Raw genomic sequence first — 19364 nt, 5'->3', positions numbered from 1 at the left:
GCGGCCGGAATGTTACGAAAGTATAATTGACGTTAACGTAAACGTGATATTAGATGGTCAAACCAGACAGATGAAAGGAGTCATGATGTCCAGTTTGCCCCCCTCGGCAGGGCTGCGTTTTCGTACCGCCCTTGCCAACGAAAAGCCACTACAGATCGTCGGCACCATCAACGCCTATATGGCGCTGATGGCCGAGCGCAGCGGCTTTCAGGCGATCTACCTCTCGGGAGCCGGAGTCGCCAACGCCTCCTATGGCCTGCCGGATCTCGGTATGACCTCACTCAACGATGTGCTGATCGATGCTGAGCGGATCACGGCGGCCACCCGAGTGCCGCTACTGGTCGATATCGATACAGGCTGGGGCGGGGCATTCAACATCGCCCGCACCATTCGCGCGTTCGAGCGGGCCGGAGTCGCCGCCGTCCATATGGAAGATCAGGTGGCACAAAAGCGCTGCGGTCATCGCCCCAACAAGGCGGTGGTGTCGCAGGAGGAGATGTGTGATCGGATCAAGGCGGCAGTAGATACTCGCGAGAATGGCGAGTTCGTCATCATGGCTCGCACCGATGCGCTGGCGGTGGAGGGGATGGAGTCGGCTCTTGAGCGCACCGCCGCCTATGTGGCCGCCGGGGCAGACATGATCTTCGCCGAGGCGGTGACCGAACTGGCCCAGTACGACCAGTTCAAGCAGGCGGCCCAAGTGCCGATCCTTGCCAACATGACCGAGTTCGGCAAAACCGAGCTGTTTGACAAGGAGCAGCTCGCCGCCCACGGGGTCGACATGGTGCTCTATCCATTGAGTGCCAACCGCGCCGCCAATCAGGCCGCCCTCAACGTCTATCACCATATTCGCCAGGATGGCCATCAACGGGCCGTCGTAGAGACCATGCAGACCCGGGAGTCGCTCTACGACTTCCTCGGATATCACCACTACGAGCAGACACTGGATCGTCTGTTTTCAGCCAAGGAATAGGAGGCAGCTTATGGGACAACAGAAACCGTTGGGCGGAGCAGGTCTGCGCGGTCAAAGCGCAGGGGAGACCAGTATCTGTACCGTGGGCAAGAGCGGCACCGGGCTTACCTATCGCGGTTACGACATCAAGGAGCTGGCCGATAGCGCCCAGTTCGAGGAGGTCGCCTATCTGCTGCTGAAGGGAGAGTTGCCGAGTAACCAGCAACTGGCCGACTACAAAGGCGAGCTGCGCCGCTTGCGCACGTTGCCGGCGGCGCTGCTGGAGGTGCTGGAGCGCATTCCCGCCGATGCTCACCCCATGGATGTGCTGCGCACTGGCTGCTCCATGCTCGGCGATCTGGAGCCGGAAGATGGTTTCGAGCATGAGCATGAAGTGGCGGATCGGCTGCTGGCCGCCTTTCCGGGCATTCTGATCTACTGGTACAAGTTCAGTCACGAGGGCGTTCGCATCGCCCTCGACAGCGACGAGGAGTGTATCGGCGGCCACTTTCTGGCCCTGCTGCACCAGAAGGCGCCAAGCGAGCTGGAGCGTCGGGTGATGCATGTCTCTCTCATCCTCTACGCCGAGCATGAGTTCAACGCCTCCACCTTTGCCGCGCGAGTCTGTGCCTCAACTCTTTCCGACATGTTCTCCTGCATCACCGCCGCCATCGGTACCCTGCGCGGCCCGCTCCATGGCGGGGCCAACGAGGCGGCCATGGCGATGATCGAAGATTGGCAAGACGAGACGCAGGCAAGGCGCGAACTGCTGGCCAAGCTGGCGGCCAAGGAGAAGATCATGGGCTTTGGCCACGCCATCTACCGCACCTCGGATCCGCGCAACGTCATCATCAAGGAGTGGTCGGCCAAACTCGCCGAGGCTGTGGGTGATGATCGCCTCTACCGCGTCTCCTGCGAGGCGGAGAAGGTGATGTGGGAGGAGAAAGAGCTCTTTCCCAACGCCGACTTCTTCCATGCCAGCGCCTATCACTACATGGGGATCCCGACCAAGCTGTTCACCCCCATCTTCGTCTGCTCGCGGGTCACCGGCTGGTGCGCCCACGTGATGGAGCAGCGCGAGCACAACCGGATCATCCGTCCGAGCGCCGATTATGTCGGCCCGGCCCCCCGTCACTTTGTCTCTCTACAACAACGATAAGGAAGTCACGATGTCCGCCAACGTCGACGTCAACCACAGACCAGACCCCGATCAGGTGCTGGTCGATATTGCCGATTATGTCTGCAACCACCCCATTACCAGTAAGGCGGCTCTCGACACCGCCCGCTACTGCCTGATGGATACGCTGGGCTGTGGCCTGCTTGCCCTGCGCTTCCCCGAGTGCACCAAGCACCTTGGCCCCATCGTACCCGGTACTGTCGTGCCCCATGGTGCCCGGGTGCCCGGTACTCAGCTCTGCCTCGACCCGGTCAAGGCAGCCTGGGACATCGGTGCCATCATCCGCTGGCTTGATTACAACGACACCTGGCTGGCCGCCGAGTGGGGTCATCCATCCGATAATCTGGGCGGTATTCTGGCAACTGCCGACTGGCTCTCCCGTACTCGCGTGGCCGAGGGCAAGGCGCCGCTCACCATGGCCGATGTGCTGGTGGCCATGGTCAAAGCCCACGAAATTCAGGGGGTGCTGGCGCTGGAGAACTCCTTCAACCGGGTCGGCCTCGATCACGTGGTACTGGTCAAGGTTGCCAGCACCGCCGTGGTGACTCATATGCTTGGCGGCACCCGTGATCAGGTGATCGATGCGGTCTCCCAGGCCTGGGTCGATGGCCAGAGCCTGCGGACCTACCGTCATGCCCCCAATGCAGGGTCGCGCAAGAGCTGGGCAGCGGGGGATGCAACCTCGCGCGCGGTGCGCCTCGCCCTTATCACCACGAGCGGCGAGATGGGCTACCCCGGCGTACTGAGCGCGCCAAAATGGGGTTTCTACGATGTGCTGTTCAAGGGCAATCAGTTCGCCCTGCATCAGGGGTACGGCAGCTATGTGATGGAGAACGTGCTGTTCAAGATCTCCTATCCCGCCGAGTTCCATGCCCAGACCGCGGTAGAGTGCGCCATGAAGCTGCATGGGCAGGTGAAGGGGCGGCTCGACGAGATAGACCGTATCGAGCTCACCACCCATGAGTCGGCCATTCGCATCATCAGCAAGGTGGGTGCCCTCAACAACCCGGCCGATCGGGATCACTGCCTGCAGTACATGGTGGCGGTGCCGCTCATCTTCGGTCGCCTCATTGCCGAGGATTACGAGGATGATGTAGCAGCCGATCCCCGCATCGACGCGCTGCGTAGCAAGATGGTGGTGCAGGAGGACAAACGCTACAGCCGCGAATATCTGGAGGCGGACAAGCGCTCCATTGCCAACGCCATCCAGATCTTCTTCAAGGACGGCTCTCACACCGCCAAGGTGGAGGTGGAGTACCCGGTCGGCCATCGTCGCCGTCGGGAGGAGGGGATCCCGCTGCTGGTGGAGAAATTCCAGCACAATCTGGCCACCCGCTTCCCGGCCAAACGGGTCAACGACATTCTGGCCCTCTGTCAGGATGGGCCGCGCCTTGCCGCCACCCCGGTGCACGCCTTTATGGATCTGCTGGTGATCTGACCGGTCTTGCATTGGCCAACATATCGGCAAACAGTGATAAACGAAAAGCGGGCTCATCGGCCCGCTTTGTTATTCTGGCGGCTTATCCCTCGATAAGCCTTACTCAAGCGCACTGCTGTCGCCGTTAAAGAGCGCCGTCATGATGGCCGTCTCGCGACTGGAGATGGTCTCGAGGAACTCATTAGCACGCCCCATCTGATGACACACCTGATAGCCACGCTCGACAAAGGAGAAGAGCTCGCCAAGCCCCGCCAGATGGGCTGGCCCTGACACCAGCTTGAGGGTCGCCCCCAGCAGCGGCTTTCTCGCCAGTCTGTCCAGCGTCATCCCAAGCTCGCTCACCAACGCAATCTGATGTTCCCGGCGCGCCTGTTCACCCACGGCACGATAGGCGATGGTGTAATGGTCCGGCGTGATGGGATCAATGCCATCAATGCGCCGCAGCGCCACCACCATCAGATAGTCCAACTCTTCGGAGAGGGCATCAAGCTCGATCGCCTGCGCCAGCACCTTGAGACCGGACTCCGGCAACAGCCGCTCGGCGGTCGGCATCACCCGCATCACGTCCGCATCGCGGCGGGCGCAATCCCCGGGGCCATAGAGATCGGTCAGGAAAAACTCGGCCGCCGGGCCGTAGCGGTCACTCTCCAGCAGATCACGATGGGTTCGCCCCAACCGGTCGGCCTGCCACTGGCGTAGCCGATCCCGATCCTGCTGATCTTCCGGGTGGGCACGCATCTGCTCGCGCAAGGCTGCAACCCGCTTGAGCTGGCGGTAGAGCCGACCCAGGGTGCTATCGTCGTCGTGGGCATGTTCTTGATGCGTCATCTACAGCTCTCTGGCCTTGGGCCCATTGATGGGGATTCGGTGATACGAAGATACAAGTGAATGAAAAACAAGCAGCTTTTGCTGACCGTTCCGTGACAAGTGTAGCGCGCACGGGGGAGGGAATAAATGCCATGCCCCGCTGATGGCCTTCATCCCTCTCGACTCTGTTAAGTGAGTCCCATTTATGTGAACCATCCTTTCATTTGTTGTGAACATGTGTTTAATATCAATAACTAACTTATGACCCAGAGTAACGACCATGTTCTTCAACTCGCTCGCTGGCAGCAGCGCACTCTCTATCATCCAGATCAGCCGTCAGCATCCGCTGGGATTGGCCGCCGCCCGGATCGCGGCCGAAGCCATCGCTGCGGACATGAGCGAGAGCTATCAACTCGATTGCGAATGGGCAGATGAAGAGGAGACCGAGCTTCGTTTTCGCGGCTCAGGGGTACATGGCACTCTCACCCTGGACGAAGATACCCTGGAACTGGAAGTGCATCTTGGCTTGATGCTGTTGCCGGTACGCAGCGTACTGGAGCAGGAGATCCTCGATTATGTCGACAATCGCTTACCTTGCCCCAAACGTGTTTGAAACTCTTCGTTGCACTGGTTTTAAATAAACCAGCTGTAAACGATGGCTGTTTGAAATAAGTTGGCAAGCCATATGGTTTGTCAGATTTATTATCCAGCGAGGTCTTGATTCTATTTGTCAGTAATCTTTCATCTTTATTTCATATTTCGAGTCGGCACTCATTAAAGTCATTCTGATTGCATCAAGTCTTCATCCGGATATGAGGACAGGAGCAATTTGCCGTCTCGGTAAATTCATTTTGTAGGGAAACAACCATGCCACTGAGTGAATTTATCTCCTGCGTCGATACCGCCTGGTTACGCATGGACAGACCCAACAACCTGATGCAGATCATCGGTGTCCTGATGTTTGAAGGAGAACTTGATGAAACGCGTCTGCGGGCCGGATTGCGCCACACCATTTCGGTGCAACCCCGCTTTCACCAGCGGGCCGTGCTGGAGGGGGGCTCCTACTACTGGCGTCATGATCCCGATTTCGATCTCGATCAGCACCTCAAGCGAGTGATCCTGCCGGGTGAAGCAGGCAAGCTGGAGCTGGAGAAGCTGGTGGCCGATCTCGCCTCGACGCCGCTCAACCACCAGCGCCCCCTGTGGGATATGCACCTGACCGACACTTCGCTGGGTGGGCAAGCGCTGGTGGTGCGCATTCACCACGCCATGGGCGATGGCTTCTCGCTGGTGCGAGCCATGCTGACCATGATGGATAACACACCGGAAGGGGCGCCGCGACCACCGTCACCGGAGCCACTGGATGACAGCGATGACGAGGATGAGGAGGATTGCCACCAGGGCAGCCGTCTGGTGCGGGCCGGCCTCAAGCTGACCGGTAGCCTCTGGTCCAAATATGTCGAAGTGGTCACCCATCCCACCAAGGCGGTGGATTACCTCAAGACCGGGCGCGATCTGGCGAGCGAGCTGTGCAATATCGCCACCCTCGGTGATGACTCCCCCTGCCGCCTGCGTGGCAAGACCACCAGCACCAAGCGGGTGGCCTGGTCGGAGCAAATTGATCTGCCGGATATCAAGGCAGTGGGCAAGGTACTGGGCTGCTCGGTCAACGATCTGCTGATCGCCGCCACCGCAGGGGCGTTTCGCCACTACCTGCAGGAGAAGGGGGATGATGCCAACAAGGTCAAGATCCGCGCCCTGGTGCCAGTCAATATGCGTGCACCGGACGATGAGGGGGCACTTGGCAACCGCTTCGGGCTGGTGGCCCTGGACTTGCCACTGGATGTTGAACACCCGTTGCAGCGGCTCTATACCGTACGTGACCGAATGCAGGCGCTGCGCACCTCGCTACAACCCGTGGTAGTGCTCAACCTGTTACATGCCCTTGGCATGGCCCCCAATGCGGTGCAGCAGCAGGCCGTCGAGCTGCTCACGGCCAAGGCCAGCGCGGTAATCACCAATGTGCCCGGCCCGCAGCAGACCCTCTATCTGGCTGGAGCAAAATTGCGTCAGCCGCTGTTCTGGGTGCCGCAATCGGGGGATATCGGCGTCGGCGTCTCCATCCTCTCTTACGATCACAAGGTGCAGCTGGGCCTTATCACCGACAAGAAGCTGGTACCTGACCCGGATCAGGTTGTCGACCGCTTCGCCGTGGAGTTTGAACAACTGTTACTGCTGGTGTTGCTGGAGCCTGAGCTGCTGTTCGACCCGAACGGCCTTGATGCGCTGCTGGGTTGATCCGATACGTAAAAATCCCAATAAAAAGAGGCCAACCCGCGGGTTGGCCTCTTGTTTTGCTACCTCTTAGTGGCAGGAGTGGCGGTTAATCCTCCAGCTCTTCGCGCGCCGCCTCCACATCGAGGCGCTCCATGGCATCCATGGGTTCGCACTCGGCCGCTTCGGCATAGAGGGCTTCGGCGGCTTTCAGGCGGCTCTTGCCGTGCAGCATCACCTGTGCGTTGGCGTACTCCATGCGGGCGATAGCCGAGTCGGGGATCAGCGCCAGCGCTTCCTTGAAGTGACGCTCGGACTCCTCCTTCTTGGCGCCATAGGTGAGGCCGCCGATCATGGCCCCCAGCTTGTCGACGATCTCCGCATGCCAGGCGCCAAAGGCGATATGGGCCTCGGCGTGATCGGGCGCCAGCTCCAGAGTCTTCTCAAGGCTTGCCTTGATCTTGTCGCCAATTCCTTGCGAGAGGGCCTTGGAGATGGAAATGACCTGACTGTAGCGACCGAGTGCCAGCGCGTGGAAATACCAGGCGTTGGCGTTCTTGGGCTGGCGTTTTTGCAGCTTCTCGGCATGGCTGGCCGCCCGCTCGAAGGCGGCGCGCTTGGCATACTTGTCCTCCAGCAGGTAGCTGGCGTGGATCACCAGTGCCTTGTTTGCCACATTGAGGCCAGCCTCACCGGCCGCTTCGCCAAGGGCGACGGCCCGGGCAAAATCCCCGGCATGATAGGCCCGCCAGGCATCCTGTACCTGTTCATCCTCGGGCCAGGGTTCGGCATCCCCCTGATGGAGTCGATCCCAGTTGTCCGCCAGCTTCTGGCCAGCATACTCATAGGCCGCATCCGCGTAGGGGAAGGGGACAAATTCGAGTTGTGAAGTGGTCATGCTTGTTCTCCCTGTAGCATGTGAATCAAACCTTGTCGGTATAGTGGTGGGCGAGGGCGCCCAGATGAGCGCGAGCATCGGCCCGCAAATAGGGTGCGACCAGCTGCATCACCTGAAAGACGCCGAGGGCAATATCGGCGTCCGCCTTGGGGTGCAGTGCCCGCTGATAAGAGATCCAGAATGTGCCAACCAGCGCCACATTGGCCGCCAGCGTGCGCATCTGTTGCGCCGTGCCCTCCATCAGCCCGACCGTTTGCAGATGGTTGCAAATGGCGATGGCGGTCTGCTCCTTGCGGCGCAGCAGGGCGGAAAAGCGCTGCTCCACCTGATGATACCCACTCATCAGGGTCGCGATATCGTAGTAGAGGAAACGGTACTGCCAGATGGCTTCAAACATCAGGTGGAGGAAGAGCCAGATATCTTCGGGCTCATCGGACGGGGTGCTGACAGCCTCCAGCAGGCGATCCATCTGCTGTTCAAATTCGCAGAACAGGGCGTTGACGATCGCCTCCTTGTTGTGGAAGTGGTAGTAGAGATTGCCCTGGCTGATCTCCATCTCGGCCGCAATGGCCGAGGTGGTGACGCTGGGTTCCCCTTGTCGATTGAAGCAGGCGAGGGCAGTGGTCAGGATCCGCTCCCGGGTACGACGTTTGGGTTTGCGATCCATGCTACTCCTTTGGTGATGAACGGCGCACGCCGTGGCGATAGCGTTTGGCAAGCCAGTGCTGCAACTGCTCCAGCGACTTGTCGAGGGCGGCGACCGAGCCAATGCCGGGGGCCAACAGGGTGCGATCTTCATCGGCCAGTGCGGCCAGATTGAGCTCGAGGCCATGCTTGGCCAGCACCGGCGCCAGCTCGTCACGACGCTGCCAGAGATCGCGGCGGGTATGCTGGTAAGCGTGCTCGCAGAGGCGACGACGATCCCGGTAACTGAACACATTGGTGAAGAACATCTCGCCATCGGCAGAAGAGGGCTCAAACAGCAATGCGTCAGCGTCGGGATATTGGTGCTTGTAGCGATCCATCCCCACATGCATGCGGGAGTGGATGATGGCGCGAAAAGTCTGGGCCAGTACCACCGGCAGACCGCTGTCCACCAGATTGGTCGGCGCGCCGGCGGCCATGTCCGCATCATAGGGCACCAGCGGATTGATGCAGAACACCAGATCCGCCCCCTCTTCCAGCGCTACCGAAGCGTGCAGGGTCTTGATCAGCGCCCCGTCCACATAGTAACGCCCGTTAATCAATGAAGGGGGAAAGAGGCCGGGCAGGGCGGCCGACGCCTGTACCGCCGCCGAGATGGGCACGTCATCGAGCCCCGGGCTACCGAAGGCGACCGGATGGCCGGTGTCGAGTTCGGTGGCGACCACAAACAACCGACTGCGCAGCTGGCGGAAATCGTTGCTACGGCCGGGGCGAGAAAAAAACTGGGTCAGGGTGCGATCCACCCCGCGGTTGTCAAACAGTCCGGTCGGAATGGCCTTGGAGAGCCCCTGCAGCGATTCAAACAGGCTGCGTTTCCAGGGCGCCGCCAGATAGTAGGTCAGGCTCTGCCACGCCAGCGGAGGGATCGAGGTCAGACGGTCAGCATATTCACGAAAGGCGGGGCGCAGCAAGGTGGCCGGGTCAAACATCTCCCCCGAATCATCGCTGAGCAGGATCCGCACCAGCTTAGCCGGCGAGATGCCGTTGGCCAGCGCCGAGGCCACCACGGCCCCCGAACTGACGCCAACATAGATATCAGCATGGTCAAGGCGCAGGCCGTTGATGCTGTCAGAGAGGGCTGCGCAGGCACCGATCTCGTAGATGCCGCCGAGCGGCCCGCCGCCAGCAAGGGCAATTGCGATGGTACTCATAGCGTCGCCTCTCTATCCATGACATTCACCATGACAAGACCGGCCCAGCGCAGGGCATGGGCCGGTATCAATCACCTTCCGTCACCGCGAGGGATCAGGGCAGGACACTCTCTGCTTTGGCCTTCACCTCTTTCACCGCATCTTCAGCGGCGGAGAGGAGATCGGCGGCCTGCTCAACCACGGCCTCTTTGGCCTTGGCTACCGGTGCCTTCTTTACCGGAGGCTTGCGGGCAGCGGGCTTTTTGGCGGCAGCCGGTTTGGCTTCAGCAGCAGGGGCCTCCTCTTCCTGCGCATCCAGCAGTTGCTGGACCACGTCGGTCAGCTCGGCCATGCGCTTGGAGAGCTTGTCGATATCCTTGCGGGTCGGAATGCCGAGGCTGGCCACAGCGCGGGCCACGCGATCTTCGAACACCTGCTCCAGACGGCCCCAGGTATTGGCGGTCTTGTCGGTCACAGCGGCAATCTTCTCGTCTGCGCTCTGACGGGTTTTGGCCTGCAATGCTTCCCCTTCCTGCACCAGCGCTTCAAAGATCTTGCCACCCTCTTCCTGCGCCTTGGCATAGGCACCCAGACCCGCCAACCAGATCTGCTGGGTGGACTCCTTGATGGTGGAGGTGAGTTGGTTGTCGGTCACTGACCCTGCCAGCGCTTTCAATTTCTTAGCCATGATCTTCTCCTTGAATAACGACAGTTAAATGTAATGGCGACAACGAAACTGCAATCGGGTTGTGGCATTACTGATTTTTCAACTTCAGTCTAGGGAGAAAAAATAGAGGGTTCTACCTAATAACGGAACAGGCACACCACCGAAATTAGGGTTTGCTCACGAACCGACAATCAAATTGCGGATTCCCATATGAATCGTGATATATCTAACAACCTAGTAACACCCTAATCAGTAGCAGGATTCTCTTTATGAACTATTTCATTACTGGCGGTAGTGGTTTTATCGGGCGTCGATTGATCAAAAAGTTATTCCAACAGCATCCCGACTGTATCGTCTATTTTCTGATGCGCGCCTCTCATCAGGATAAATTGCCGGAGTTATTTGCATTCTGGAATGTGGATGAATCGCGCGCAGTCCCGGTTTTTGGTGACATGACGCAACCGCTGCTGGGGGTGTCGGTCGAGATGCAGGAGCAGTTGATCGGCAAGATCGACCACTTCTTCCATCTGGCTGCTATCTATGATCTGAACGCCAAGGCAGGGATCCAGCAGCAGGTCAACACCGAAGGGACCCGTCAAGCCGTTCAACTTGCCGAGCGGCTGGGGACGGGGCAGTTCCATCACTGCAGCTCCATCGCTGCAGCGGGCCTGTTCGATGGTCTGTTTCGCGAGGATATGTTTGATGAAGCCGAGCACCTCGACATGCCTTACTTCCAGACCAAGCACGAAGCGGAAGGGATTGTGCGAAACGAGTGCACAGTTCCGTGGCGAGTCTATCGACCGGGGATCGTTGTCGGTGACTCCAACACCGGCGAGATGGACAAGATCGACGGTCCTTACTACTTCTTCAAGACCATCCAGAAGCTGCGCCGTCTGCTGCCGCCCTGGATGCCCGCCATCGGGGTTGAGGGCGGGCGCATCAACATAGTGCCGGTCAACTTTGTGGTCGATGCCATGGTGCATATCGCCCATCAGGAGGGCGAGGAGAACAAGACCTTCCACCTGACCGACCCCAACCCGATGCGGGTTGGCGACATGCTGAGCACCTTCTCCCGCGCCGCCCATGCGCCAGAGCCTGCTATCCGCATCAACGCCTCTCTCTTTAATTTCATTCCCCGCCACCTGACCGCCATGCTGATGACCATGGCGCCGGTGCGCCGCATCCGCGATGCCGCCATCGCCGATCTGGGTCTGCCCAAGGATGTGTTCCGCCTTATCAGCTATCCCACCCGTTTCGACAGTCGCGAAACCCAGCGGGTACTGAAAGGGACAGGCATCGAAGTGCCGCCACTGCACAGCTACGCCTGGCGGTTGTGGGATTACTGGGAGCGTCACCTCGACCCGGAGCTCTTCATCGATCGCTCCCTGCGTGGTCGGGTAGAAGGCAAGGTGGTGCTGGTGACCGGGGCCACCTCAGGCATTGGCCGTGCAACCGCGCGCAAGCTGGCGGGGGCGGGGGCCAACGTCGTTACCATCGCCCGCGACGAGCAGAAGATTGCCGAGACTAAAGCTGAGTTTGCCGAGCTGGGGCTGACCATCGAGATCTATCAGGGGGATCTCTCCAATCTGTCGCAAGCCGAGGAGATCACCGCTCGCATCGTGGCCGATCACGGTGGCGTCGATATTCTGGTCAACAATGCTGGCCGCTCCATCCGCCGCTCCATCGAGGACTCCTTCGATCGCTTCCACGATCTGGAGCGCACCATGCAGCTCAACTACTTTGGCGCGCTCAAGGTGATCATGGGGGTGCTGCCCACCATGATCGAGAAGAAAAAAGGCCACATCATCAACATCTCCTCCATCGGGGTGTTGACCAATGCACCGCGCTTCTCCGCCTATGTTGCCTCCAAGTCGGCCCTTGATGCCTGGGTGCGTACCGCCGCCTCCGAGTTTGCCGATAAAGGGGTGAGCTTCTCCATCATCAATATGCCGCTGGTGAAAACGCCGATGGTCGCACCGACCAAGGTCTATGAGCAGGTACCTATGATGACGCCGGAAGAGGCGGCCGATCTGGTATGCGATACCATCATCAACAAGCATGTACGGCTGGCGACTCGCCTCGGGGTATTCGGTCAGGTGGTGCATGCCCTGGCACCTCGCGTTGCGCAGGTGATCATGAACACCAGCTTCCGCACCTTTGCCGATCCCAAGGATGGCGACAAATCCAAGGCCACCGCCGATCAGGTTGCCGTCTCGACCCTGATCAAGGGTATCCACTTCTGACTGGGTGATACGATAAAGAGATCAACAGGGGCCTGAGCAATCAGGCCCCTGTTTTATTTGGAATAGCAGTTGAAGGACGAATAAGGAGGGTCAGACTCGAGACAGCAGATCAAGCAGCAGATCTGTCGTGCGACGGGAGTAAAGCAGAGAAAGATGGCCAATGGCGGGCAACTCGATATCTTCCATTCCCGCCAATCGTTGCCGCTCCTGCGGCATCACCACATTGTCGTGACTGGTGCGCACCGAGATGCCGGGTACGCAGAGGGGGACCGAAGCGAAACGCTGCAGCCAGCCGGAACCGGGTTCCATCTCGCGGGCATTGGCCCCAAGTCCAAGGGCGGCCAGCTGACTGCCCTGATGGGGGGTGGCTAGGGTGATCAGGCACACGACCTTGTCACCCCCATGGATAGCCAGATAGTCGCGGCAGACCAGCCCCCCCATGCTGTGACCGACCAGCACCAGCTTGTCAGCCCCGGTCTGCGCCAGCACATCGTCAATCCGGGTGGCCAGCAGCGGCACCATCTCATCGATATGACCAAATGGAGGCATCAGGGTAATGGTGGCAACCACATGGCCTGCGGCTTCCAATCGGGCGCGCTGGGTGCGCCAGATCCCGCGACTGCAACCGTAACCATGCACCAGCAATACGGGGCGCTGGCATGGACGCAGCCGATCGGGTGCCATCAGCAAAGGCTCGAACGGTAACAACAAGGTGAAGGTGTAAAGGTAGGCCAGCATCTCCTGCGCCATCATCTTCACCCTGCGCCAGGGGCCGATAGCCGGGGAGGGGTAGAAGCGGGTAAACAGCCAGCTGCCGAGCACCACCAGACAGCGCAACCCAAGCAGGGCAAACACGACAAACAGCAGGGTCAGCAACCAGGGGAGTCCCACGACCAAGTGGGCGATACTCCCGAGGAGCAGCACCTCTACCATCAGCAGGATAAACAGGTGTCGTACGATCGTCATAAGGCCATGATCCGACCAGTCAGGCGTGGAAGTCAAACGGCACTTTGAGACAGCTTGATCCAGCGCGGCTTTTGTCGCTAAACCCCGGTGAACTCTTTTCCGGTGAGGTTATTTGCAATGCTGTATATCCATACATATACTTTATCCATCATCACCAAGAGGAGGCCATCATGGCTGTCGAGATCAAATATGTGGTTGTTCGTGGGGGAGTGGAAAAAATGACCTTTGCCAGCAAAAAAGAGGCCGATGCCTATGACAAGCTGCTGGATACGGCCGACGAGTTGATGACCCTGTTGGCTGGCGCCCCGATCGAGCTGGCACCAGAGCAGCAAGAGAGTCTGGCATTCTACCTGGCAGAGCAGCGTGATGTGCTGCAAACCCTGCTGCGTGGCGGCAAGGTTCAGGCTGGCACGAAAGAGGAAGAGACTCCAGCAGCCAAGCGCAAAGAGAAGCCACTCAAACAGGTGGCCTGATTGCACAGACCTTATTCTCGGGATAAATGGCTCAACGCATTCACTTTATTTGCATTTAAAACCATTTTCACGGCTATTTGCCCCGAGAATTTTTTAACCATGCTGCATATCCCATGCATAACTGAATAGCGTGCACCACTGAGCGACATCAGCCAGATCTATGAGGAAATAATGAGCAAACAGTGGAGAGAACGTTATCCAGATCGCTCCCGGTGACCTTAATCAGCAACAACAAGAGGCAATACAAATCCCAATAGAAGCCGCATTCATCTATCACGAGCCCTTTTCTAGCAACTCGGCTCACAGGCTCATATCGACTCATCTCAGCATCAACAAGCAACACCATGACTCAACAACCATCATCCTTGCCGCCAGCCATGCCGCTGTTTGACAGCCTTATCTATCTGGAGGCCGGTAACCCGCAGGTCAATCAGTACCTTGCCAACCTCAGCCTCAACGATGTACCCGATGCCGGGCTGGTTTACGAACTGGCGGTCGATTGGCTGTTGGAGCAGCGCAACAGCGAAAACAACTACAAAACCTATCGCAGCGAACTGACCACTTTTTTGCACTGGTGCTTTCGCGAGGCGGCCATCAGCCCGAAAGATCTCACTCGCCGCATCATGATCCGCTATCTCGACTACTGTCAGTCCCCCTGACGAGTTGATCGCCTATCGCAACGTAGCGCAATTTGTCCTCGACAAGGAGTGGGGAGAGCGGTTGCCCAATCCGCAATGGCGACCGTTTCTCGGCAAACGGGAGCTGGGTCGCACCTTGCCCTATCGCCTGAGCGAGCAGGCGATGAAGACCAAGCTCGCCATCCTGTCGGCCTTCTTCCAGTTCCTGATCCAGGAGGAGTACATGGACAGGAATCCCGCTCTGCTACTGCAGCGGGTCAAACGGCCGCAACAGCTGGAGGCCGATGATCAGGTGCAGGCCTTCAGCGAGTTGCAGTGGTCATACGTGATGCAGGCTGCCGATACCCTTGCCAACGACCATCCGGAGCAACACGAGCGCAGCCGTTTTCTCACCATTCTGATGTACGCCTGCTATCTGCGGATCTCTGAGGTTGCAGCCCGGCCGGGCTTTACCCCAGTGATGGGGCAGTTCAGGCGGGATCGCAAAACCGGCGTCTGGGGCTACTTTATTCCGCAAAGCAAGGGGGGCAAACGGCGTACCGTAGCGGTATCCCAAGCGCTGCTGGCGGCACTCGAGCGCTACCGCCGTTTCCTCGGTCTCTCTTCCTTGCCGACACCGGATGAACAGACGCCACTGTTCGTTCGTCATAAAGCGGCAGCCCACGGCCGCGAGCAGGGGGAGATCAACGCCAACCTCGGCATTCGCCAGTTACGGGATTTGATCATGGTGATCATCGGTAAAGGCGCAGAATTGGCAGAGCAGGATGGATTTGTCCAGGATGCGGCCGAAATGCGGCAACTCTCTCCCCATGCGATCCGCCACACCGGGATCACCCATGACATCAACCTGCATGGGCGGCCGCTCTCCCATGTACAGGCCGATGCCGGGCATGACAGCATCGACACCACTTCGAAATACCTGCACACCAGCAACAGTGAACGACATGAGAGCGCCCAGCAAAAACCGCTGGACCGATTGAACCAATACGTGAGAGATGACATTCGCAAGGACTAACGAACAACGTGACACGACCCTGATTTATATTGACTGCTCTTAGAACACAGAATGGCTTGTTTGGGATGTCATTGAAGTTGGTGCGGCGATGTTGTACTTCTCTGGATGGCAATCGGTTCAGGGAATATTTTTGGCTCACATGGATGATTAAGAACAGGCAACTTCTCATCTGCGGCATAGATATTTATCCCGTAACAGAGAAGCAAAAAACGAAATTGCTTGCTGAAACACCGAGAACACCCGATGCCGAAAGCTAAGTAACATGCCGGAAGCAATCATATTCGGTTTGAACAGCGCCTTGTTATCACACTTGCATATCCAGTCATCATTGGTGATATTGATATCAATATTAACGAGCTACCAAGGAGCGGGTATGCAAGTGGCAGTGGTGGAAAAGACCTTCAGGATCGTTGGCAAAGGGTCGCTCATGGCCCAGTTCACCTTTATCTCTTCAGGCACACTGCATATCTGGTTTCCGGATGTGGGCCTGCAGATGGAGGCCCACTGCAAAGAGTTGCGTATCGAAGATTGCACCATTATCTATACCAATGGCCTCCATCACGGCCAGCCCCGAGCACTCTGGTCCTTAACCCTCCATCCCGATGATATGAACGAGCTCAAACGCATATTGCAGCAATTCAACAGCAACCTCTACTTGACCTGCCAGCCACCCACATTGGCCATCGCCAAACGTGCCTTGAATATGAATTGACCCAACTTCCAAAATGAAATGGCGAATACTCTTCAAGCCGAATAAGCCGTGACGATTTAAGGGGAGGGGAGTCTATCGCGATAGTCGGCATTTTTATGGCTGTTTTACAAGAAAGAGTATCAATATTTCCAGAGAGAGACCTCTCAAGTCGGGGGCAGATATTTCTAAGAATATTCACGGTAATGACTTTGGTTATAACGGTGAAAATCAAACTTAACGTTCCATAGGGGAAGGGAATCCAGCACAACGTACTGATTAATAGTGGACTCTTGTCTCAAAATGGGACATTTCGGTGATGTGGGGCAGGGCGGTTGACGGTGTTATTCTGTTATCGCTGCAAGAGCATCTGCAGGGGGAATCAACCAGATATCGTCCTTCTGCTTTGGGCAGTCAGATCGCTGGAGGTCTGTGTGTAGCCTCGATCCTGATCGATTTCCGAACCTTTAAGCTAAGGAAAAGCTACGGGCTTCTTCTTTTAATAAGCCTTGTTATCTCTCACAGTAATGCCGATAACCCTATTTATCGGCATCAGTGACAACACCTAACCTGTTGACATCATTAAATAATTTCATGTCAACACGTATCTATTGGTTTATGTGTTTGGTACGATCTTTTCAGCTAGCCAGCGTGGTTAGACCTGCCTAAAGGATCATTTACTAATGAGCAAGCTGATAGATTTGATTGCCCCAGGTTAAGTGGTTGTATTGCGTAGTGGTAGCTTTGATATGACCGTTGATGGTGTTGATAAGGAAAGACAACTAGCCACATGTGTATGGTTTTGTCCTGCTTCAGAACGCGTTCAAATAGAACAGTTTGCTGTGCATTCGCTTAGCCGAGTTGGCAGTGAACCGGACACTCAACAGCGCGAATATTTTGCAGTTGGTGAGATAGTTCAGTTGCAAAGTGGCGGTCCATTGATGACGGTGACAACTGTTGACGATTCTTGTGGAAGAGAGCCTTCTGTTGGTTGTATTTGGCTTGATCCTTTACAACGTCAATTGACTTCTTTGTATGCCGAGTTTCATCCGACAGCCCTTGTTAAAGAAGCTGATTTTAGTGAAGAAAAAACCGAGCTTGCTTGGGCTCCTTGGGACAAAGCTCGTGATTCATTGAAGAATTGAGCATCAGGGGCCTCCGGTCCCTTTGTTCTACCTGCAGGCATAACTGCGCATAATGTATATTATGTTAAATCAAGTGTCTTGTTTCCTGTCACCACTTATTGAACTGTGTATAATGGCAACAATTGATCCTATCTTCGACCGGATGTCTTAAGTGGCTGAATTAACATCAGAACAATTAAAACCCGCTTTTGCGATTGAACAGTTCCCCAAGCTTAGCGAGCTTGAACCTATCCCCTTTGCTGCGCTGCAACCCAGAGCCATTTCCGGCATCAAACGTCTTGCCAGTTTTGATGGTGACTGTCCGGTCATGCTACTCAACGGATTCCCCGGCGCAGATTACGAAGGCGTTTGCCAGACGCTGATTGCCGACTCTAATGGCAAGGATGGTGACCTGTTTGATCTCTGCTACACCGAGAATCTGAACAACCCCTACAAGCCTATCTGGCTGCGCCTGCAACCGGGCACCGGCGTTGAGTTTTGCGAAATGGTTGGCGAGCTGCTCAAGCTGTTGAGCCACCATCTCGATGCCGAACGCATCGTGACCCGCATCATGCGCAAGCAGAACAATGATCCGAAAATCGATGATTTCCTCTCCGATCTGGCGGCTCACGTGGCATTGGGTCTGGAGTTTCAGCACCCCATTCTGATCAATCTGCTGATCCACCACGAAGCGCAGGAAGCGCCGGTGATTTATGGCCGTGATCTCAACTGGGATACCCTGTTTGGCTCCATCAACTACCAGACAGAACAAGGCTCTGTCTATGCCAATCAGCACCTTTTGGAGCCCGGCTTGCTGCGCGAAGCCAACGGCGGTTACCTCATTTTGCAACTGGATGAGCTGCTGGATCAGCCGCATCTCTGGTTCAAACTGAAAAATGCCATGCAAAAAGGCGAGCTGGACTGGAACGCCTATCAGGAAGGGAAAACCCTGACCCCCTTCTTCGCGCCTGAAGCGACCCCCATCAAGCTCAAGCTGATCCTGGTCGGTGACCGACTGGACGTGGCCGAGTTCCAGATGCTGGATCGCGATATGTCCGAACGCATCTTCCTGCGCGCGGATCTGGTGTCAGAGGTGAATATTGAAGAGGATCTGCAGGAATTTCTGCAGTACCTGGCCTGGCTGCGCCAGCGCTGGAGCCTGCTCGACTTCACGCCAGCCGCCCTCGCCGCCCTTTGTCGCCATGCCAGCCGCCTCTGTGACCATCAGGAGTGGCTGTCGCTCTCCGAAGTGCAACTCTCTGCCATCATGCGGATGGCTGACAGTCTGGCCCGGGAGCTGGGAGCCGAGGTGGTCACCGACGAGCATATTCGTGGCGCACTGGAGGAACAGGATTACCGCCTCAACTATCTGGTTGAGCAGTCCGATCAGGGGGTTATCGACGGCCAGATCCTGCTGCAAACCGATGGCGAAGAGATTGGCCAGATCAACGGCCTGTCTGTCATTCAGGTCTCCGGTCACCCTTATGACTTCGGCGAGCCGGTGCGCCTCACTGCTACCGTACACCTTGGTGATGGCGATGTTGCGGATATCGAGCGCAAAGCGGAGCTGGCCGGTCATATCCACGCCAAGGCGATGATGATTATCCACGGCTATCTTTCCAACAAATTTGGTGCAGAGAACCCCTCCCCCTGTCGGCCAATCTGGTGTTCGAGCAGTCTTACCACGAAATTGATGGCGACAGTGCCTCCCTGACCGGCTTGTGTGCCCTGCTCTCTGCCCTCGCCCGCCAGCCTATCTATCAGCACTTCGCCGTGACCGGTGCGGTCGATCAGTTTGGCAATGTGCAGGCCGTTGGTGGCGTCAACGAGAAGATTGAAGGCTTCTTCCGGGTGTGCAAAATCCACGGCATCACCGGCAAGCAAGGGATCATTTTGCCGGGCACCAACATCCAGCAGCTGAACCTCTCTGACGAGGTGATTGCAGCGGTTGAAGCGGGCCAGTTCCACATCCACCCGGTGGATCATGTGGAAGAGGCCATCGAGTTGCTGACTGGCTGTGTCGCCGGTGAGCCTGATATGCCCGATACCCTGTTTGGCCGTATTCAGGAGCGGTTGGACGAGTTGAACGGCTCCACTGCCAAAGTCGGACTGCTGCAATCCCTACTGGGGCGCCTGTTTGGCCGCTGATGAAGTGATCGGAGTTGTTTA

The 19364-nt window shown here is 57.4% G+C and carries 15 protein-coding genes and 2 pseudogenes; 11 read left to right on the top strand and 6 right to left on the bottom strand.

All coding sequences use genetic code 11. From position 1 onward, the window contains the following. Nucleotides 1–85: 85 nt before the first annotated feature. The 3 genes from prpB to ACTG1K_RS13560 are packed head-to-tail and all read left to right on the top strand — an operon-like array spanning nt 86 to nt 3567. The gene (prpB, locus tag ACTG1K_RS13570; RefSeq protein ID WP_421313640.1) at nt 86–973 is read left to right on the top strand and encodes a methylisocitrate lyase; all 888 of its coding nucleotides are present in this window, start codon (nt 86–88) and stop codon (nt 971–973) included. Nucleotides 974–983: 10 nt separating this feature from the next. Then, nucleotides 984–2111: a bifunctional 2-methylcitrate synthase/citrate synthase gene (gene prpC / locus ACTG1K_RS13565; RefSeq protein WP_440005717.1), complete on the top strand. Its 1128-nt coding sequence runs from the start codon at nt 984–986 to the stop codon at nt 2109–2111. 10 nt (nt 2112–2121) lie between these two features. Next, complete coding sequence (locus ACTG1K_RS13560) at nt 2122–3567, top strand: bifunctional 2-methylcitrate dehydratase/aconitate hydratase (RefSeq protein WP_440005715.1); 1446 nt, start codon at nt 2122–2124, stop codon at nt 3565–3567. Nucleotides 3568–3666: 99 nt separating this feature from the next. On the opposite strand, the gene ACTG1K_RS13555 is transcribed toward ACTG1K_RS13560, so the two are convergent. Continuing rightward, nucleotides 3667–4395, bottom strand: a complete 729-nt coding sequence (locus tag ACTG1K_RS13555) for an FFLEELY motif protein (RefSeq protein ID WP_107682957.1) — start codon at nt 4393–4395, stop codon at nt 3667–3669. A 259-nt stretch (nt 4396–4654) separates the two neighbouring features. Between ACTG1K_RS13555 and ACTG1K_RS13550 the strand changes: the two genes are divergently transcribed. Together ACTG1K_RS13550 and ACTG1K_RS13545 are read left to right on the top strand one after the other, a co-directional pair. After that, complete coding sequence (locus tag ACTG1K_RS13550; RefSeq protein WP_019446402.1) at nt 4655–4987, top strand: polyhydroxyalkanoic acid system family protein; 333 nt, start codon at nt 4655–4657, stop codon at nt 4985–4987. 254 nt (nt 4988–5241) lie between these two features. Next, on the top strand, nt 5242–6672 hold the full coding sequence (locus tag ACTG1K_RS13545; RefSeq protein ID WP_247822803.1) for a wax ester/triacylglycerol synthase family O-acyltransferase: 1431 nt from the start codon (nt 5242–5244) through the stop codon (nt 6670–6672). A gap of 85 nt (nt 6673–6757) precedes the next feature. On the opposite strand, the gene ACTG1K_RS13540 is transcribed toward ACTG1K_RS13545, so the two are convergent. The 4 genes from ACTG1K_RS13540 to ACTG1K_RS13525 all read right to left on the bottom strand — a co-directional run bounded on the left by ACTG1K_RS13540 (nt 6758) and on the right by ACTG1K_RS13525 (nt 10069). Beyond that, on the bottom strand, nt 6758–7546 hold the full coding sequence (locus ACTG1K_RS13540; protein WP_115522466.1) for a hypothetical protein: 789 nt from the start codon (nt 7544–7546) through the stop codon (nt 6758–6760). Nucleotides 7547–7571: 25 nt separating this feature from the next. Further along, the gene (locus tag ACTG1K_RS13535; protein WP_440005712.1) at nt 7572–8213 is read right to left on the bottom strand and encodes a TetR/AcrR family transcriptional regulator; all 642 of its coding nucleotides are present in this window, start codon (nt 8211–8213) and stop codon (nt 7572–7574) included. Between the two features lies 1 nt (nt 8214). Continuing rightward, entirely contained in the window at nt 8215–9402 is a 1188-nt protein-coding gene (locus ACTG1K_RS13530) for a patatin-like phospholipase family protein (RefSeq protein ID WP_040065538.1), read from the bottom strand. Nucleotides 9403–9496: 94 nt separating this feature from the next. After that, a complete protein-coding gene (locus ACTG1K_RS13525; protein ID WP_005333118.1) occupies nt 9497–10069 on the bottom strand; it encodes a phasin family protein in 573 nt (190 codons plus the stop codon). Nucleotides 10070–10317: 248 nt separating this feature from the next. On the opposite strand from ACTG1K_RS13525, the gene ACTG1K_RS13520 reads away from it, so the two are divergent. After that, nucleotides 10318–12291: an SDR family oxidoreductase gene (locus ACTG1K_RS13520; RefSeq protein WP_440005710.1), complete on the top strand. Its 1974-nt coding sequence runs from the start codon at nt 10318–10320 to the stop codon at nt 12289–12291. 90 nt (nt 12292–12381) lie between these two features. Here ACTG1K_RS13520 and ACTG1K_RS13515 read toward each other — a convergent pair whose 3' ends face one another. Then, on the bottom strand, nt 12382–13257 hold the full coding sequence (locus tag ACTG1K_RS13515; RefSeq protein WP_425856681.1) for an esterase/lipase family protein: 876 nt from the start codon (nt 13255–13257) through the stop codon (nt 12382–12384). Nucleotides 13258–13427: 170 nt separating this feature from the next. Here ACTG1K_RS13515 and ACTG1K_RS13510 point away from each other — a divergent pair, with 170 nt between their 5' ends. The 5 genes and pseudogenes from ACTG1K_RS13510 (at nt 13428) to ACTG1K_RS13490 (ending at nt 19343) form a co-directional block, all read left to right on the top strand. Next, nucleotides 13428–13730, top strand: a complete 303-nt coding sequence (locus ACTG1K_RS13510; RefSeq protein WP_042055032.1) for a YebG family protein — start codon at nt 13428–13430, stop codon at nt 13728–13730. Nucleotides 13731–14107: 377 nt separating this feature from the next. Then, nucleotides 14108–15383: pseudogene (locus tag ACTG1K_RS13505) on the top strand (tyrosine-type recombinase/integrase). Nucleotides 15384–15645: 262 nt separating this feature from the next. After that, a complete protein-coding gene (locus tag ACTG1K_RS13500) occupies nt 15646–16095 on the top strand; it encodes a hypothetical protein (RefSeq protein ID WP_440005708.1) in 450 nt (149 codons plus the stop codon). 725 nt (nt 16096–16820) lie between these two features. Continuing rightward, nucleotides 16821–17216: a DUF2158 domain-containing protein gene (locus ACTG1K_RS13495; protein WP_425856677.1), complete on the top strand. Its 396-nt coding sequence runs from the start codon at nt 16821–16823 to the stop codon at nt 17214–17216. A gap of 151 nt (nt 17217–17367) precedes the next feature. Then, nucleotides 17368–19343, top strand: a pseudogene (locus ACTG1K_RS13490) (Lon protease family protein). Nucleotides 19344–19364: the final 21 nt, after the last annotated feature.

The sequence above is a fragment of the Aeromonas sp. 102P genome, assembly GCF_051920345.1.
Taxonomy (GTDB): Bacteria; Pseudomonadota; Gammaproteobacteria; order Enterobacterales; family Aeromonadaceae; genus Aeromonas; species Aeromonas veronii.
This window is presented reverse-complemented; position numbering and strand designations above follow the sequence as displayed.